Below are 17,213 nucleotides of genomic sequence, written 5' to 3'. Positions count from 1 at the left end.
TACACACTGGATCAATTTGGTTATATTGAATTATGAATTCAACCTACATATACAAGACTGGAGTGTGCCACACTTGAAAAAATGGATTTCACCTTCGCTAATGGTCATTACTTTCCTACTTAGCGCAATTGGTCACTATGCAGATTGGGACCACACCCTTCAGTTCGTGGTATCTGCCATCGCCGTTATTTTTGTGGCAGGTTTCCTGGGCCGGGCCACAGAAAGCGTAGCCCATTACGCCGGTCAGCGGCTTGGAGGTTTTCTTAACGCAACCTTCGGCAATGCGGCCGAACTGATCATCGCCTTCTTCCTGGTCAAGGAAGGGCTGTATGACATGGTTAAAGCCTCTCTCACCGGTTCGATCATCGGTAATCTGCTGCTCGTTCTCGGGCTCAGCATCTTTGCCGGCGGCATGAAATTCAAGGTTCAGAATTTCAATGTCACATTGGCCGGGCTGAACGGTTCCTTGATGATCGTGGCCGTCATTGCCTTGTTTGTTCCCGCCATGTTCTTCAACACCCACTCCATCACGGAGAAGGACACCGATGTGCTAAGTCTTGTTGTCGCTGGGCTGCTTATCGCTGCTTATATCGCCTGGCTGGTCTTCTCCATGATAACACACAAGAAATACTTGGAGGATGTCACTGTGGACGGCGACGAAGAGCTGCCGAACGAGCACGCGCCCATCTGGTCGAAGAACAAATCCATTCTCTATCTTGTACTGGCTACAGTGATGGTCGCTTTCGTCAGTGAATGGCTGGTGGGTACACTGGAGACCTTAACCGAACGTTTCGGGTTCAGTGAGCTGTTCGTTGGTGCATTCCTTGTGGCGATTATCGGTAACGCCGCGGAGCACAGTGCCGCGATCATGCTGGCGATGAAGAACAAGATCGGCGCCGCCGTGGAGATCGCCGTCGGCAGCAGCCTGCAGATTGCCTTGTTCGTAGCCCCCGTTCTGATCTTTGCCAGCTACTTTATGGGCGATACGATGGATATTGTGTTCACCATCATCGAGATCGTCGCCATCGCCGTCTCTGTGTTTATTGCTAAATCGATCATACAGGACGGTGCGACCAACTGGTACGAAGGACTTCTGCTGCTCGTTGTTTATATGATTCTAGGTGTCTCTTTCTACCTGGTATAAGGTTGACCCCCGCCGGAAGCTGCTACACTTCATACAAAACAAAAAACGCACATGAGCGGCCCGGCGGTCCTCATGTGCGTTTTTATAAATGGTTAGAGACTTGGCTTACAGCTCGCGCTCTTCCGCCTTCTTATTCAGAGCTTCGTACAACACGGCCAAATTGCGTTCCAGCTCGCTCAGCACAAGCTTGCCCGTTTGCTCAGGCACCAGTCCCGCTCTGACCGCAAAATCGACCTCTTTGGAGAAGCCGTACATCTGGGTATCCAGCACTTCCTCATAGAGAGGGCAGTAACGAGTCGCCAGATTCTCCATCTGCACTTCGATGAGCTTCTGAATTTTATCGGCATCTTCTTGTAGAAGAGTGATCGCTTTAAGATTAAGCTGTTCCTGCAAATCCGATGAAGTCATGCATTTTCCCCCCCATGTCCAAAAGTTACAGCTGCAAATGCTATTTAGTTTAATATTAGTCGAAATCCGAACCCAATACAAGAATTCAGTTTTTAATATATATAAAAACGCCCCACCGCAAGGGCAGGACGTCTTCGGAAATAGTAGATTACTCCGCAACAACTGTAAAATTCAAACCGTGTTTGGCAAAAACTTCACTCATTGCTTTTTTCGCTTCTTCGGCATCTGTGCCATGAACATGAAGCTCGTAGCTTTGGCTGGAGACCAGAGTAGTGAACAACCCAAGAATACTCTTAACATCAATATACTTGTTGTCCGCTTGAAGAACGATAGAAGAGTTGAACTGGCTTGCCGTTTGGGCAATATCCACGATTGCCGCATTGTTACTGGACATAGGAATCCCTCCGCAACTTGATTATGGAACAAAGTCTTTTCTAATCAATTCCATGATACATTGAATCCGCTTACTCGCGCAAGGTGTTTTCTTTTTATTACATCTTATTTCAGGTTTTCCGGGTTCAGACCTTGAAGTTCCGGAATAACGAAGATACCATCCTTGCGGATCAGCACATCATCAAAATAGATTTCTCCGCCGCCGTATTCCGGACGCTGAATCAGCACCAGATCCCAGTGAATGGACGAGCGGTTGCCATTATCAGTCACATCATAAGCCTGGCCCGGGGTGAAATGCAAGCTGCCGGCGATTTTTTCATCGAACAAAATGTCCTTCATCGGATGGAGAATGTAGGGGTTGAAGCCAATGGCAAATTCACCGATATGGCGTGCGCCGTCGTCGGAATCCAGAATTTCGTTCAAGCGAACCGTATCATTGCTGGACGCTTCGACAATTTTGCCGTTCTCGAATTTGAATTTTACATTTTCAAAAGTCACACCGTTATAAAGTGTCGCAGCGTTGTAGCTGATCGTGCCGTTGACGGAATCACGAACTGGAGCGCTGTAAACCTCGCCGTCGGGAATGTTTTTTTGGCCGGAGCATTTCTCTGCACCGATGCCCTTAATGGAGAACGTGAGCTCTGTTCCAGGTCCCGCGATACGCACCTTATCGGTTGCACGCATCAGCTCAGCAAGCGCATCCTGCGCTTTGTCCATTTTGGCATAATCCAGGTTGCACACCTCGAAGTAGAAGTCTTCAAATGCTTCCGTAGTCGTATTCGCCAGTTGGGCCATGCTCGCATTAGGATAGCGCAGAACTACCCATTTGGTGTGCTTCACGCGTTGTTCACTATGTACCGGGTGGGAATATAGGGAATTGTACAGCTTCATATTCTCTTCCGGCACATCAGCCAGATCATTGACATTCTCTCCTGCACGGATACCGATATAACAATCCATTTGCTTCATCCGGTTCAGATCAATCTCTGCCCAGGTCTGCAGACTCTCACGGGTAGCATATTGAAGCATGCTGCGCAGAACAGTCCGGTCCGTCAGCTGCACGAATGCGTTGCCACCGGCTTTGCCGACTTCCTCCACAACAGCTTTAATTAGATCTCTTTCGCTGCCGATCATTTCAACGAGCACGTTCTCGCCCGGCTGCACATTTACGGAATACCCTACAAGGTTTGCCGCAAGCTTTTGAATTCTTGGATCCTTCATTCTTCTCTCTTCCTTCCTCATCACTAAAAATAAGCATACTATTCTATTGTAGCACGCCCGCTTAAGAGCGCAAGATCTCATGGTCAGTCAGCTCTGCTTCACCGGTAACCATAAAAATCAACTTTGGTGATGTAGGTTTCTTCGGCGTCACTTCCTGCAGCAGATGGATAGTTTACCTTCCGGGTCCAGGTCAGCCGCTTGGGCAGATTGCGCTTCACATCCACCTTCAGATAATACACCGATGAAATTTCGGCTTGCTTGAGCCTCTGCCGCAGCTCCTCGTCCTTCTGCTCCCATAATGCCATCATTGCCTCATTGACCTGTTTGGGCTTGCCTGCGGCCTCCTGTGGCTTGCTGTCACCGGACGGACGGATCAGCAGCATCTCTCTCTCCAGTTCGGCAGACAGCTGTTTCCTTGCCTCTCCTGGTGTCAGCTCGATCCGAAGTTCTTTGGTCCCTCTGGCGGCTCCTGCCCGCTTCGTTACCTTTTTCTCATTGCCCTCCAGTTCTTCCAGCTGAAGCAGCGGATTGAGCGCAGGAAGCGGATTACCGGCATTCGCTGCTGGAGTACCGGTCAGCATTGTCCATTCCCCATCCTTTTTCTCCAATTGCGTGTAGTATGCCTCGGGAGTTTGTCTCTGTTCAAGCTTTTTCAGACCAGCTTTAGCCGCTGACTTGGTCTTCCCATTCTCATCCGGCAGCAAAGTATACAGACTTACCTTGTTGTGATCTGCAACCTTTCCACCATAATAGAGCGCCGATTGCTCAACCGGCTTCCCTCCCAGCAGTAATGCAGCAGCACCTTCAAAGGATACTCCGTCCGTACCATCCATCCCGGCCAGAACGAGACTCAGCTCCTGGTCAGCAGGCTTATCCGAAATGGCCCCACAGCCGCTGCATAGCAGGCAATATAAAGATAGAACTACAAGGATCGTCTCGCGCCGCCATAAAGGTAATTTCATCGTGTTCAAGCCTTTCCCGGTCAAATGTAGTTGCTCCTACAAATTCACCCGGAGGCGGAGCCGAGGCCAAATAGAAGTACCCGGGTGAACAATTAATAATAGGTTCCCCCTGCTGCCCGGGCTTATACTTTGATATATTTTTCAAAAAAAAGAATCCCCGCCGTCAGGCGAGAGGATTCTTTGCCGTATTATCCACTTTCTTGGTATCAATGACAACCTGATTGCGGCCGTTATTCTTCGCTTCGTAAAGTGCCATATCGGCCCTGTAGAACAGCGACTCCACACTCACCCGTTCATCTGTCCAACTCCATTCCGCGATGCCGCAGGATACAGTAACACGAGGCTCGGTCTCACCCATTACCCGCTTGCGGATCCGTTCGGCTACATAAAAAGCCTGCTGCACCCCCAGCTGCGGCAAATAGACCGCCAGCTCCTCCCCGCCCCATCTGGCAGCGATATCGCCTTGGCGGATGGAGGACTTCACAATTTCGCTCACCTGCTTCAGAATTTTGTCCCCCTTCTGATGGCCATAGGTATCATTGACCGTCTTAAACTGATCAATATCAACGACAATCAAAGAACCGCAGAAGTCCGACGTCTGCCTCTCCTTGATCTCCTCATCCAGGTAATGGCGGGCATAAAGACCGGTGAGACTGTCACGGTTGGCCAGGAACCGCACCTCAGCATGCAGCCGGGCGTTTCCTACAGCAAGCCCGATGTGGCCCGCCATCGCCTGCAGCAGCCTAAAGCTGTCATAGGAGAAGAAATACGGTTCCCGGTGGGCAAGCATAATTGCACCGCGTACTTCTCCGCCTACATTAAGGGGGGTGGCAATCAGCGACTGCGAGCAAGTTGCGTCCATGAGCTTCGAAGAGGGTCCCGGCGTATTTAAATAGTCCGACAAAATGATCGGCTCACCTGTAGTGTAGACATTGCCTCCCAGCCCCTGCCCTACTTCTATAAGTTCATTGCGCAGCGGAAGATGATTGCAGGCAATCGCCTCCAGCCCGCCTTTCTCTTCATTCATATGCAGAATGCAGCAATAATCGGCAGCAAACATCTCCAGCAGCTCTTCAAAGGCATACTGAAAAATATCACCGAGCCGCAGGCTTTGGTTCAAACGCTGTGTCATTTCATTGCTCATACGCAATTCACGAATAAGCTGGTTGGAGCGTTCATACAGCTTGGCATTCTCAAACGCTGTCCCGGCCGTATCGGCAACCATCGAGAGGAAACGCAGGTCAACCTCCGAAAAAACCGGTTTATCCATAATCATATGGAAGACACCGTACACGCCCTGCTTCCCTCCGAGCGGGAGGCCGACCTCCACATGCTGACTGTCCTCGCGCCCGGCATGCAGTGCTACCCGGCCGTCCTTGAAGGCACGCGCGCAGACATCATCACTATCCCAAAGCAGCGGAAGCGGCTTTACCTGCGGATGCGTGCTGCGGTGGTCCTGTGACATAAACAGCTCCAGTCTGGCACCCGGATACATCGCGGCAATACTCTCAATGACCTCGGTAAGTACGGCATCAACATCAATGTTGTCGTGCATCCGCTGGACAATCTGGAACAGGAGCGAACGGCGGATACTCTCCCGCTCGGCATGCTGGTACACTCCCGCTAGATCTGATACAAAAACATGCTCAAACCTGCGGTAAAAGCAGGTCTGGAAATGCATGGCCATTGCTTCAGCCGTATTCTTTCCACCCTGCTCATACTCCACGGCAGTCATGGAACAGGCAAGCAGAGCAAAGATTTCCCGTTGACCTCGGGTAAACACCGGCAAGGTCAAAAGGTACACAGCTTGTCCGTTCTTCTGCTCCGGGACGGCATTGGCCTCTCCGGAAAGCAGGCTTAGCCCTGCGGCTTCCGCCCATTGCGCATCCCAGCCCTCCTCCCGGATATTGCCGGCATCTGAGTCTAAAGGTTCAATCCATTTCCCTTCAGAATCCAGCAGACCCCAGTTCCATGATTCCGCGAAGGGAGGAACAGCCAGTCCACGCCAGTCCCCGAAGCTTTCCGCAATCAAATTGGCTGCATACGGGAAATCATAGGATACAATATCCGTTTCCCTGAGCCATGCGGCGGGATCTATCATATCTCCGCTTGATTGCATAGTGTCCTGCAACAGCATACGAGTGTCTTTGCGGCCGTATGCTTCCTGAACTGACATAAGCGGATCCCCTTTGCGTCTCATATTATTAATCTTCCGATAACATCTAATTAGCTATATTTTACTCTCTTTTTTCCTGTATTGCATTATATTTTCCTGATTTCAGGGATTTTTTTTAGGACCAAAGAACTAACGACAAAGATAGACAAAATCTCCTTAAAGATGCACTTGACTTTAACTGTTGTTTTCATATAATATTTATTGTTGAACAAGACTGTAAGAAGTCTTAATTGGGCGTAACGTTGTGTCACCCTCTACGCATTTCGTTACTGCCAGGGCAGCGGCTGAACTTCCCTGGCAGTGTGAAACCATTTGACGCTTTCACGGATACGGATTGCGGCGCAAATAGGCCCTACAATGAAATTTCAAATATAAAGGAGTCTACTATAACATGGCACGTTACACCGGACCTAAATTCAAACTCAGCCGCCGTCTGGGCATTTCCCTTAGCGGTACAGGCAAAGACCTGAAACGCCCTTTCCCACCAGGACAGCATGGCGCTAACCAACGCAGAAAAGTAAGTAACTACGGAATGCAGCTTTTGGAAAAACAAAAACTGCGCCACATGTACGGCTTGGGCGAAAAGCAGTTTAAAACTCTTTTCACTAAAGCACAAAAGATCCAAGGTATCGCGGGCGAAAACTTCATGTTCCTGCTCGAAAGCCGCCTGGACAACCTGGTTTACCGTCTTGGTTTCGCTAACTCCCGTGCAGGCGCACGTCAGTTGGTATCCCACGGACACGTAACTGTTAACGGCAAAAAAGTCGACATCGCTTCTTACCGTGTAAGCGTGGGCGACGTTATCGGCCTTCGCGAAAGAAGCCGCGCTATGACTTCTATCAAAGAAGCTTTGGAAAACCGCTCCCACCTTCCAGCTTACCTGGAATATGCTGACGGATCTTTCGAAGGTAAATACATCCGTTTGCCAGAACGCGCTGAGCTGTCCCAAGACATCGATGAGAAACAAATCGTCGAGTTCTACAACCGTTAAGATTTCGCGAACAGCGAATGCAAAGCAAAGCCTCCGGAGAATTCCGGAGGCTTTTTTGTATGCTTGTTCTTGTGCCAGGCGAGATAATTCTATTTAACAAGTCTTTTCCATTCCTTCTTAATTAGCTTCTGTGGTAAATTCAGGATAACTACTGAATCGGAGGAACCTGAATGCATCTAATAAAAGATAATTTAGTCATTCGTGAAGCAACTGCCGACGATGCGCAAACATTGTGCAACTGGTGGAACGATGGAATGATCATGGCCCATGCCGGATATCCGGAAGGTCTCGGTACTACAGTCCAAGAGACTCTGGATATGCTTCAGACCGCTAACGGCTGCAACCATCGCCTGATTCTGGAAATTGATGATGTGGCCATTGGGGAAATGAACTTCAGAATATTAGCCGGGCACTGTGCAGAGATTGGCATTAAAATCTGCAACTTCAATCACCATAATCAAGGATTCGGGAGTGCGTTTCTTACAATGCTTATCAGCTACCTGTTTAAGCAGATGAAGATTCAAAAAGTCATACTGGACACCAACCTTAAGAACTACAGGGCGCAGCATGTTTATGAGAAGCTCGGCTTTCGCAAAGTTGCGGTTCATCATGACTCCTGGAGAAATCAGCTCGGGGAACTGCAATCCTCAGTTGACTACGAGTTAACTAAAGAGAATTATGAAATGGAAGTTTCGGCAGATTAGACTGAATTATGCCAAATAACCACTAATATAGGGTTAATTTGGCAAATTTCCGCTTACCTACCTGGATAATGTCGCCCTCCTGAGGCTGGATTTCTCCGTTCGGATCCTCCTGCTTCACTCCGTTCAGCTTCACTGAGCCCTGCTGGATCGAACGTTTAGCTTCGCCATTGGAGCCTGCAAAACCAAGCAGCGTTAACAGCGTGACCAGCTTGATTGTGCCGCTCAACAGCTCTTTAGCCGGTATGCAGATTGTCTTAATATCCTCCGGGAGCGCACGCTGCTGGAATACCGTAATGAAGTGCTGCTGCGCGGCCTCCGCGGCTGCTGTTCCATGGTACATTCGTACTAATGTATATGAAAGACGCATTTTGACATCCCGCGGATGGGCCGTCCCGTCGGCCAGACCCGCTTTCAAGGCAGCGAACTCCTGATTGCTGATATCTGTAGCCATTTCGTAGTATTTCAGCATCATCTCGTCCGGCACGGACATCGCCTTGCCATAGATTTCATTAGCCTCTTCATCAATGCCGATGTAATTCCCCAGACTCTTGCTCATCTTCTGCACACCGTCGATTCCTTCCAGCAGCGGCATCAGTATAACAGCTTGCGGTTCCAGGCTATATTCCTTCTGCAGTGTACGGCCCATCAGCACATTGAACTTCTGGTCCGTGCCTCCAATCTCTACGTCCGTCTTAAGAGCAACGGAATCCATCCCTTGCATCAGCGGGTAGAAAAATTCATGAATGCTGATGGCCTGTCCGCCCTGGAAGCGTTTGGAAAAATCGTCGCGTTCCATCATCCGGGCTACGGTTACTTTTGCCGCCAGTTTTACAACATCTGAGAAGGACATCGGGCTGAGCCATTCCGAGTTGCAGAAGATCTTTGTTTTCTCCGGATCAAGAATCTTGTAAATCTGCTTCTTGTAGGTCTCTGCATTACGCTGCACATCTTCTTCGCTAAGCTGCCTCCGCGTCTCGGATTTGCCCGTAGGATCACCGATACGTCCGGTAAAATCTCCGATAACCAGCTGCACCTGATGCCCTAGCTCCTGGAACTGGCGCAGCTTATGAATCACAATGGTGTGTCCCACGTGAATATCCGGCGCCGACGGATCAAGACCCAGTTTGATCTTTAGCGGAATACCCGCAGCGACGGATTTGATCACTTTTCGCTTCATTTCTTCCTCCGGCACTATTTCCACGGCACCGCGCGTGATCACTTCCATCTGACGCTCAACTTCCTGCTGTTGGTTGATTGAAAGCTCTTCCCATGTCATTCCCTTATTCCTCCCAGTTTTTCAGCACTAATCATTCCAATGAACGCAAAAAGAGCCTCTCATTCATCCCAAGGGACGAGTAAGAGGCTCGCGGTACCACCCTAATTAAAGATTTGCCGTGCCGGAGCACAAGCATTCTCTTTCACTTCATTGCCATAACGGGCTTGCACCCGGTCCAGGACTACTGAACAAGCGAAATGCGCTTGTAGTTCCTCCGGACAGCTCCAGACTGTAATTCAAAGGGGCCTGCTGCCGGTTCGCACCACCCACCGGCTCTCTGAAACACATGGCTTTCCTTCTACTGATGTCTTTCTACGCTTTTCGAATATCCAATTGAGTAAACTTATACCATAGGACCTTTTAAAAAGTCAACACCTCATGAATTCGACTTTCAGGCAGAAGCGCATTCAAATACGCCAAATTGTGCTATAATAGTTCCGTTAAAAGGAGGATTATCGTCGATGGTTGAGGAGAACAAAAAGAAGACCGTAAAACAGCATCCACCCCGAAGATCCTGGCTCCGCAGGTTTGGTTCAGTCGTTAAGTGGATGTTTATACTCGGCATACTCGGCATTCTGTTTGCTGGTGGTGCCTTGGCAGGCTACATAACTTCCATTGTGAAAGATGATCCTGTGCGCACCGAGGAATTGATTCAACAGCAAGTCAGCTTGAACGCCGTGACCGGGTTTGCCTATTTCCGGGATGGGCAACCGATCGGTCAGCTTCGAACCGAAGAAGACCGCAGGCTAATTGAATTCAACGATATTCCACAGCTTGTGATTGATGCAGTCCTCGCTATAGAGGACAATAACTTCTATGACCATAAAGGAGTGGATTTCAGCAGTACCCTTCGTGCCGTCAAGCAGAAGCTGCTCAATGAATCGGTCCAGACCGGGGGCAGTACGCTTACCCAGCAGCTCGCAAGACGTGTATTTCTGAATCTGGACCGTACGGAAGACCGCAAAGTGAAGGAAATCCTGCTCTCCCTGCGGCTTGAACGTTTTTTATCCAAACAGGAAATTATTACGGCATATCTTAATAAGGTTCCCTTTGGGAACGGCTCCAACGGTTATAATGTGTTCGGTATCAAAGCCGCATCAAAGGGAATCTTCGGCGTGGAGGACCTGGAGAAGCTGAATGTTGCGCAAGCTGCCTATTTGGCCGGTCTGCCCCAGCTTCCTTCCAAGTATTCCGCGTTTAACGGAGTGGGTGAATTTAACGAGACGGCGTTTAACAGAGCCATGGATCGCCAACAGCTCGTACTGCGGCGGATGCTGGAAGAGAATAAAATCACTTCCTCCCAGTATGATGAAGCGCGCCTCTTTGACATCAAAGGCTCTCTGGCACCGCATTCTAAGAAGGCCTATGCTACATTTCCTTACTTGATGCTGGAAACCGAACGCAAGGCGGCAGAGATCCTACTGTCGATCAACGAAGACAAGAAAGAAGCGAAAGATACCACGAGTCCGGCAGAAGACACAGTGCTTCTGGAGGAAGCCCGTCAGAAGCTAATGACCGGCGGATACCGTGTATACACTACGATTGACAAAAAAGTATACAGCGCTATGCACAGCGTCTCCGAGAACAGTGATAATTTCACAAAAGACAGCAAGGCGAGAGGCAAGGAACAGACAGCCGGGATGATGATTGAGAACAAGACCGGAGCCATCCTGGGGATGATCGAAGGCCGGGACTTCAACATTGAACAGATGAACTATGCTACGCAGATGGTCCGTCAGCCCGGCTCGACCATGAAGCCGATTGCTGCTTATCTGCCTGCACTTGATGCGGGTCTGATCCAGCCTGCCGGCATACTCGACGATGCTCCAATCATACTGAAGGATGGCTCCAAGGGATTCCACATCCCGAAGAATGCCAATAACCGTTATCAGGGTCTGGTTACCGCCCGCTATGCACTTAACAAGTCTTTGAACATTCCTGCGCTCAAGCTGTTTAATGAGAAGGTTGGCATCAAAGACTCCTGGGCCTTTTCCAAGAAGCTGGGGATTACAACCATCCAGGATGAAGACTACAGTGCAAAAACCGGTGTAATCGGCGGTCTGCGTTATGGTGTATCCGTCGAGGAACTGACCAATGCCTACTCCTCCATCGCGAACAATGGCGCTTTTACCGATGCCTACATGATCGAGAAGATCGTCGATTCGGAAGGGAAAGTCGTTTACCAGCATAAGGTCAATCCGGAGCAGGTCTACTCCAAACAGACGGCATACCTCATGACGGATATGCTGCGCACAGTCATTACCAACGGAACTGCCAGCACTGTCAGAAAGAATTATAAACACTTCAAGGACGTGCCGATTGTCGGAAAAACGGGTTCTACCCAGAATTACGGCGATGTTTGGTTTATGGGCTATTCACCTGATGTCACTCTCGGAATGTGGGTTGGCTATAAGGAGCAGATCAATACGCTCCAGGGAGATGCCCAGAAACGGCAGGCCCAGACGTTATGGACCAAGGTCATGAATGCTGTTATTAACAAGCGGCCTGAGCTGTTCGTAACGAAAGAGTTCAGTAAGCCTGACGGCATCGTCAAAAAGACGGTTTCGGCATATAGCGGCAAGCTGCCTACCTCTTTAACCGACAGATTTACTACAGACATATTCAATGCCAAGTATGTTCCGACGGAAAGTGATGACGGAATATCCAAAGCCAAATACATCACATACAAAGGCGTGAATTATATCCCGCTGGAAGGAACCCCTGAGGATTTCCTGAAGGAGAAGATCGTGGTGAAACGCGAGAAGCCGATTCAGGATCTGGTCAAGGAGCTGCTCGCTGCTTTCCCTGCAATGAAAGAGCACAAGGATTTGTCATATTATATGCCGGCTGATGCCAAAACCGATTTCCCGACCGAGGTTGATCCGCGTGTCGACGACGGTACGGCTCCTGCTGCTCCAGGCGAAGTAAGTGTGTCCTACAACAGCGGCAAAGCTGTAATCAGCTTTACGCCTAGCAGCTCATCAGACGTTGTAGGCTACCGGCTGTACCGTTCCATGAAAGGAGGCCCATTCAAGAAACAGCTTGTACTGTCAGCCGGTGAAGGCAACTCTTTCTCATCGGGCACACCTTCCAGTGTGAATGCCACCTTCTACGTGGCCGCCGTTGATGTAGCCGATCATGAGTCAGCTTCCGGCAGTGTAGCCGGAGGGGCTACCCCGACTCCCGAAGCGACACCTACTCCGACAGAACTGCCGGGGACAGAACCAACACCGGAAGGGGAGACTATACCGGGTGCCACCGAAGATCCCGGTATGATCATCGTTCCGCCAGTGAACGGAACGGAGACACCTCTTGACAGCGGAAGTGGAAGTAACGCTGCCGGAGGAAATGCTACCGGCAACGGTCAATAAACGCTTTAGCGGATTGCCTGAGGCAATCCATACAGAACAGCAAAAACACCGTTTCCGCGGATTCGCGGGAAACGGTGTTTTTTGTTATGCTGCCGGCATGGCTTAGTCCTCAATGGTCGACAAATCCCCTTCAGGCAGATGCAGCTCCCAGGCTTTCAGCACCCGGCGCATAATTTTGCCGGAGCGTGTCTTGGGCAGCTTATCTTTGAATTCGATCTCCCGGGGTGCTGCATGAGCGGATAAACCGGCTTTGACAAAAGCGGCGATCTCTTCCTTAAGCTCCGTGGTCGGGTAATAACCTTCCCGCAAGGAAATAAACGCCTTGATGATCTCTCCCCGCAGCACATCAGGTTTGCCGATGACCCCAGCCTCGGCTACCGCCGGATGCTCTACCAGCTTGCTTTCCACCTCAAATGGACCAATCCGTTCACCAGAGGAATTGATTACATCATCTATCCGGCCCTGGAACCAAAAATAACCATCCTCATCCATATAGGCTGAGTCACCCGAGATATACCATCCCGGAATCCGGAAATACTCGTCGTATTTGGCCTTATTGTTCCAAATGGCACCCATCATGGACGGCCAGGGTGTTCGTATCGCAAGATTGCCCATAGAATACGGCGGCAGCACATTGCCCCGGTCATCCAATATCGCTGCTTCAATGCCCGGCAGCGGACGTCCCATGGAACCCGGCTTAATATCCATCCTCGGGTAATTGCAGATTAACTGCGCGCCTGTCTCTGTCATCCACCACGTATCATGAATGCGCTGATGATAGAATTTGTCACCCCAGCGGACAACTTCCGGATTTAACGGTTCCCCTACGGATAGCACATGGCGCAGGCTGCTTAGGTTGATGCCCTCCAGGCTAGCCTCCCCTGCTCCCATCAGCATGCGGAAAGCGGTAGGTGCACTGTACCATACAGTAACTGCGAACCGCTCAATCGTCTTGTACCAGTCCTGCGGGCTGAAACGCCCGCCCCGCACCACATTGGTTACTCCGTTCAGCCAAGGGGCAAAGATGCCATAAGAAGTACCGGTGACCCAGCCTGGATCGGCCGTACACCAATAGACATCATCAGGCTGCAGGTCCAGTACAATTTTGCCGCTATAATAGTGTTGGATCATTGCTCTTTGTACATGATAGACACCTTTGGGTTTACCTGTGGAACCCGAGGTGTAATGCATAATCAGCCCGTCATCCAAACTGAGCCACTCGGGCTCAAGTTCAGCTGAAGCTGCCACCATCTCTTGTTCAAAGCCCAATAGCCCCTGCTCCACATCGGTTGCACCGCCGACAACAATAATATGGCGCAGTTCCGGCAGCTCACTCTGCTTCACCCGGTGCAGCAGCTCCGGTGTAGTCACCAGCGCCACTGCGCCGCTGTCCTCAAGCCGGTCCTTAACCGCCGTTTCCATAAATGCCTCGAATAGCGGACCAGCCACTGCTCCGATCTTAAGAATACCCAGCAGACTGAAATACAGCTCCGGCTTCCGCGGCATAAAAATAAAGACGCGGTCTCCTTTACCAATGCCGTGCTTGCGCAGAACGTTGCCGAACCGGTTGGAGCGTTCCTGCAAATCGGAAAAGGTATATCTTTCCTCTCTCGAAGAATCGCTGTAAAGTAAGGCGGTTGACGCCCCACGGCCTTCCTGCACATGACGGTCCACGGCTTCATGGGCCATGTTTACCTTACCGGTACTATACCAGGAGAAGTCCTTCTCTACATCCTCCCACCGGAATTCGCTGACTGCCTGGGAATAATCCGCCATATTTGCGTTTTGCACGCGGCCCGGCAAAATTTCGCTGTGGACTTGCCCCATTACTATTGCCTCCCTTACTAGTTTGATTTAAGCTTTAAGGGCGAGATTCATTTCCATGAAAATCCTGTCAATGTATTAAATGTGAAGTTTTTATGTCGGAATTAGTATATCACAGCAAGCGGTTACATTCCATATTTTAGTTAAGCGAAGGGAGCCCATTCATGGAGCACCGCAAAATCCGCGTTTCCCATACCTTTGTATATAACAGCAAGAACATTACAGTCAGTGGACCTTTATCTCCTGGCCTGCTGGAGGGCCTGCATATGCATCCTGATCTGGATGCCTTCCGCAAACCAAGCGAACAGCTGGAAGCGCTCATAGACATCGCAGGCCTGCCTGAGGGGCGGGTGATCGCCGCTGTTGAGGACCAAACTGTTATAGGCTATGTAACCTTTCACTATCCGGATGAAATGGAGCTTTGGTCACAGGGGGGAATGATGGATCTTATTGAGCTGGGGGCTGTAGAGGTAGCTAACGGATATAGAGGGAGCGGGCTTGGCAAGCTGTTAATTTCCACCGCCTTTGAGCGGGAACAGTTGGAGAACTGCATCGTATACACCACGGAATATTACTGGCACTGGGACCTGAAAGGCAGCGGGCTTGATGTATGGGCCTACCGGAAAATGATGGAGAAGCTGATGAAAACCGTAGATATGGTATGGTATGCTACGGATGATCCGGAAATCTGCTCTCATCCGGCCAACTGCCTTATGGTCCGTATCGGACGGGAAGTTCCGATGTCGTCTCAGGAAACCTTCGACAGAGTGCGCTTCAGACAGCGCTTTATGTATTAGGATAACCCGCTCTGCAGATCACATTGCCTTCAGCATATATTCAAGTATGGCATGGGAACGCTCGGAAGCCTCTACTGTGAATTCGTGGTAATTGACATTCGCTGAACCGTCAGCCTTATCTGACATTGAACGGAGGATGACAAAGGGGATTTCATTCATGAAACACACCTGAGCAACAGCAGCCCCTTCCATCTCGGCGCAGGCGCCGTTCAGCTCCAGCCGCAGCTTGGCGACCAACTCCGCACTGGCTATAAATTGATCACCGGACAATACAACTCCGGTCACCGATTGCTGCTTAAGGTCATGACAGGCTTGTTCAGCAAGCTGCACCAGTGTTTGATCTGCCGGAAAGGCGGAAATCTCCTGATAAGGAATAACCCCTCTGGGGTATCCCAATGCAGATACATCCATATCATGCTGAATACACTGCGAAGAGATCACGATATCACCGATGTCCAGTCCAGGATGGACTGCACCTGCTACTCCTGTGAACAATACCCGCGAGACGCCGAAGGTGTCCAGCAGAATTTGCGTCGTGACCGCCGCGTTGACTTTGCCTACCCCTGATTTGCACAACACAGCCGATTTGCCAAACACCGTCCCTGTGTAGTACTTTATGCCTGCCTTAACTGTTGTCACCCTATTGTCCATACTCTCCAGCAGCAGTTTAATTTCTTCATCCATGGCTCCGATTAATCCGAACACTTCACTCATCGCAACTCCTCCTGATTAATAATTATATGTATACAGCATAAAAAGCCCCAAAAGGAGCTTTTTATGATCTTATATGCTACTTGTAAGCTTGTATTATTTGTTTACATGATTGACGGACAAGCGGAGAATCGTTTCATGCGGCAGGATGACACGCGGATTCTCAACGGTTTCCTTCTTCATCAGCTTCGTGAGCAGTCTCATGGCTACCGCACCCAGGTCATACATTGGCTGGGCTACAGTCGTCAATAGAGGGCGAACCATCGAAGCCATGCGGATGTTATCCACACTGATGATCGAGAAATCATCCGGCACCTTAAGGCCCTCATCCTGTATGCTGTGAATGGCACCAATTGCCATTTCATCTGTTGCGGCAAAGATCGCAGTTGGTTTCTTCTTAAGGCCCAGGAAGTACTTCATGGCTTCGACACCGGATTCGTACCGGTAATTACCGATCCGCACGAGATCCTCCTGGTACTCAATACCTGCAGCTTCCAGTGCTTTCTTATAGCCATGGAAACGTGCATAACCGTTTGCAGGATCCTGCAGCGTTCCGCTGATCATTGCAATCTCACGATGACCGTGGCGGATAAGTGTGTTGACAGCGTCAAATGCAGCATTCTCATGATCGATATCAACCGAAGGATAGGTTCCCTTCTCATCACGTGTTGCGCAAAGAACAATCGGAACGGCAGAAGTCTGGAAGGCTTGGATATGTTCTTCCGTCACTGTTCCGCCCATGAAGAGCAGCCCGTCCACTTGTTTCTCAAGCAGGGTGTTGATGACCCGGATTTCCTTCTCTTTACGCTTGTCTGCGTTACACAGGATAATATTGTAATGATACATATTGGCGATATCTTCAATCCCGCGTGCAATTTCAGCAAAAATCGAGTTTGAGATATCGGGGATGACAACCCCAACAGTTGTCGTTTTCTTGCTGGCGAGTCCTCTCGCCACGGCATTTGGACGATAGCCCAAACGCTCAATCGCTTCAAAAACCTTCTTCCGGGTCTGCGGTTTCACATTGGGGTTATTATTCACAACCCGTGATACCGTAGCCATAGATACGCCTGCTTCTCGAGCTACATCGTAAATGGTTACCGTCAAATTACTCTCTCCATTGCGATAAATTTTATCGTTCGACTAATTAAAATTATGATACGACACTTTGTACAATTGTGCAATGATAACGCTTCATTTTCCTTTCAAAATTCTTTCAAAGGCTGAACACATCA

Annotated in this window: 14 protein-coding genes and 1 other annotated feature; of the genes, 5 read left to right on the top strand and 9 right to left on the bottom strand. The window is 49.9% G+C overall.

The genetic code is table 11. From position 1 onward, the window contains the following. Positions 1–73 precede the first annotated feature (73 nt). Positions 74–1,144 (top strand): calcium/proton exchanger, encoded by a 1,071-nt coding sequence (gene cax, locus NST07_RS13675; RefSeq protein ID WP_341092414.1) that lies wholly within the window; start codon positions 74–76, stop codon positions 1,142–1,144. A gap of 105 nt (positions 1,145–1,249) precedes the next feature. Here cax and NST07_RS13670 read toward each other — a convergent pair whose 3' ends face one another. From NST07_RS13670 to NST07_RS13650, 5 genes are all read right to left on the bottom strand, one after another. Continuing rightward, positions 1,250–1,552, bottom strand: a complete 303-nt coding sequence (locus tag NST07_RS13670) for a YlaN family protein (protein WP_038590492.1) — start codon at positions 1,550–1,552, stop codon at positions 1,250–1,252. Positions 1,553–1,700: 148 nt separating this feature from the next. Next, positions 1,701–1,946: an HPr family phosphocarrier protein gene (locus NST07_RS13665; RefSeq protein WP_038590490.1), complete on the bottom strand. Its 246-nt coding sequence runs from the start codon at positions 1,944–1,946 to the stop codon at positions 1,701–1,703. Between the two features lie 104 nt (positions 1,947–2,050). Next, on the bottom strand, positions 2,051–3,166 hold the full coding sequence (locus NST07_RS13660) for an aminopeptidase (protein ID WP_038590487.1): 1,116 nt from the start codon (positions 3,164–3,166) through the stop codon (positions 2,051–2,053). A gap of 98 nt (positions 3,167–3,264) precedes the next feature. Then, positions 3,265–4,152 carry a hypothetical protein gene (locus NST07_RS13655; RefSeq protein WP_342481741.1) on the bottom strand — a complete coding sequence of 296 codons (888 nt, stop codon included), beginning with the start codon at positions 4,150–4,152 and terminating at the stop codon, positions 3,265–3,267. A gap of 139 nt (positions 4,153–4,291) precedes the next feature. Then, on the bottom strand, positions 4,292–6,304 hold the full coding sequence (locus tag NST07_RS13650) for a diguanylate cyclase (RefSeq protein WP_341092410.1): 2,013 nt from the start codon (positions 6,302–6,304) through the stop codon (positions 4,292–4,294). Positions 6,305–6,695: 391 nt separating this feature from the next. On the opposite strand from NST07_RS13650, the gene rpsD reads away from it, so the two are divergent. Then, positions 6,696–7,295 (top strand): 30S ribosomal protein S4, encoded by a 600-nt coding sequence (rpsD, locus tag NST07_RS13645; RefSeq protein ID WP_038590482.1) that lies wholly within the window; start codon positions 6,696–6,698, stop codon positions 7,293–7,295. Positions 7,296–7,465: 170 nt separating this feature from the next. Then, complete coding sequence (locus tag NST07_RS13640) at positions 7,466–7,999, top strand: GNAT family protein (protein WP_342481740.1); 534 nt, start codon at positions 7,466–7,468, stop codon at positions 7,997–7,999. A 22-nt stretch (positions 8,000–8,021) separates the two neighbouring features. On the opposite strand, the gene tyrS is transcribed toward NST07_RS13640, so the two are convergent. After that, positions 8,022–9,275, bottom strand: coding sequence for a tyrosine--tRNA ligase (gene tyrS, locus NST07_RS13635; protein ID WP_342481739.1), 1,254 nt, complete (start codon positions 9,273–9,275; stop codon positions 8,022–8,024). Between the two features lie 68 nt (positions 9,276–9,343). Continuing rightward, positions 9,344–9,599 (bottom strand) — a binding site (T-box leader). Positions 9,600–9,736: 137 nt separating this feature from the next. Here tyrS and NST07_RS13630 point away from each other — a divergent pair. Then, positions 9,737–12,646, top strand: coding sequence for a transglycosylase domain-containing protein (locus NST07_RS13630; RefSeq protein ID WP_341378316.1), 2,910 nt, complete (start codon positions 9,737–9,739; stop codon positions 12,644–12,646). A 102-nt stretch (positions 12,647–12,748) separates the two neighbouring features. On the opposite strand, the gene acsA is transcribed toward NST07_RS13630, so the two are convergent. Further along, complete coding sequence (gene acsA, locus NST07_RS13625; RefSeq protein WP_341092404.1) at positions 12,749–14,473, bottom strand: acetate--CoA ligase; 1,725 nt, start codon at positions 14,471–14,473, stop codon at positions 12,749–12,751. A gap of 161 nt (positions 14,474–14,634) precedes the next feature. Here acsA and NST07_RS13620 point away from each other — a divergent pair, with 161 nt between their 5' ends. Continuing rightward, positions 14,635–15,267: a GNAT family N-acetyltransferase gene (locus NST07_RS13620; protein WP_076112048.1), complete on the top strand. Its 633-nt coding sequence runs from the start codon at positions 14,635–14,637 to the stop codon at positions 15,265–15,267. A gap of 18 nt (positions 15,268–15,285) precedes the next feature. Here NST07_RS13620 and NST07_RS13615 read toward each other — a convergent pair whose 3' ends face one another. Beyond that, entirely contained in the window at positions 15,286–15,981 is a 696-nt protein-coding gene (locus NST07_RS13615) for a 5'-methylthioadenosine/adenosylhomocysteine nucleosidase (RefSeq protein WP_341092403.1), read from the bottom strand. Positions 15,982–16,074: 93 nt separating this feature from the next. Beyond that, positions 16,075–17,085 (bottom strand): catabolite control protein A, encoded by a 1,011-nt coding sequence (gene ccpA, locus NST07_RS13610; protein WP_038590464.1) that lies wholly within the window; start codon positions 17,083–17,085, stop codon positions 16,075–16,077. Between the last annotated feature and the right edge of the window lie 128 nt (positions 17,086–17,213).

This window comes from Paenibacillus sp. FSL L8-0340 (assembly GCF_038593145.1).
In the GTDB taxonomy this organism is placed as follows: domain Bacteria; phylum Bacillota; class Bacilli; order Paenibacillales; family Paenibacillaceae; genus Paenibacillus_AQ.
The sequence above is the reverse complement of the archived record's forward strand: the minus strand, read 5'-3'. Positions and strand labels throughout refer to the sequence as shown.

Bases quoted from the DNA above. Each gene is read 5' to 3' on its own strand.
- NST07_RS13640 (WP_342481740.1), top strand. From the start codon at position 7,466: ATGCATCTAATAAAAGATAATTTAGTCATTCGTGAAGCAACTGCCGAC.
- NST07_RS13660 (WP_038590487.1), bottom strand. From the start codon at position 3,166: ATGAAGGATCCAAGAATTCAAAAGCTTGCGGCAAACCTTGTAGGGTAT.
- NST07_RS13615 (WP_341092403.1), bottom strand. From the start codon at position 15,981: ATGAGTGAAGTGTTCGGATTAATCGGAGCCATGGATGAAGAAATTAAA.
- NST07_RS13620 (WP_076112048.1), top strand. From the start codon at position 14,635: ATGGAGCACCGCAAAATCCGCGTTTCCCATACCTTTGTATATAACAGC.
- NST07_RS13670 (WP_038590492.1), bottom strand. From the start codon at position 1,552: ATGACTTCATCGGATTTGCAGGAACAGCTTAATCTTAAAGCGATCACT.
- rpsD (WP_038590482.1), top strand. From the start codon at position 6,696: ATGGCACGTTACACCGGACCTAAATTCAAACTCAGCCGCCGTCTGGGC.
- NST07_RS13650 (WP_341092410.1), bottom strand. From the start codon at position 6,304: ATGTCAGTTCAGGAAGCATACGGCCGCAAAGACACTCGTATGCTGTTG.
- acsA (WP_341092404.1), bottom strand. From the start codon at position 14,473: ATGGGGCAAGTCCACAGCGAAATTTTGCCGGGCCGCGTGCAAAACGCA.
- NST07_RS13665 (WP_038590490.1), bottom strand. From the start codon at position 1,946: ATGTCCAGTAACAATGCGGCAATCGTGGATATTGCCCAAACGGCAAGC.
- NST07_RS13630 (WP_341378316.1), top strand. From the start codon at position 9,737: ATGGTTGAGGAGAACAAAAAGAAGACCGTAAAACAGCATCCACCCCGA.
- tyrS (WP_342481739.1), bottom strand. From the start codon at position 9,275: ATGACATGGGAAGAGCTTTCAATCAACCAACAGCAGGAAGTTGAGCGT.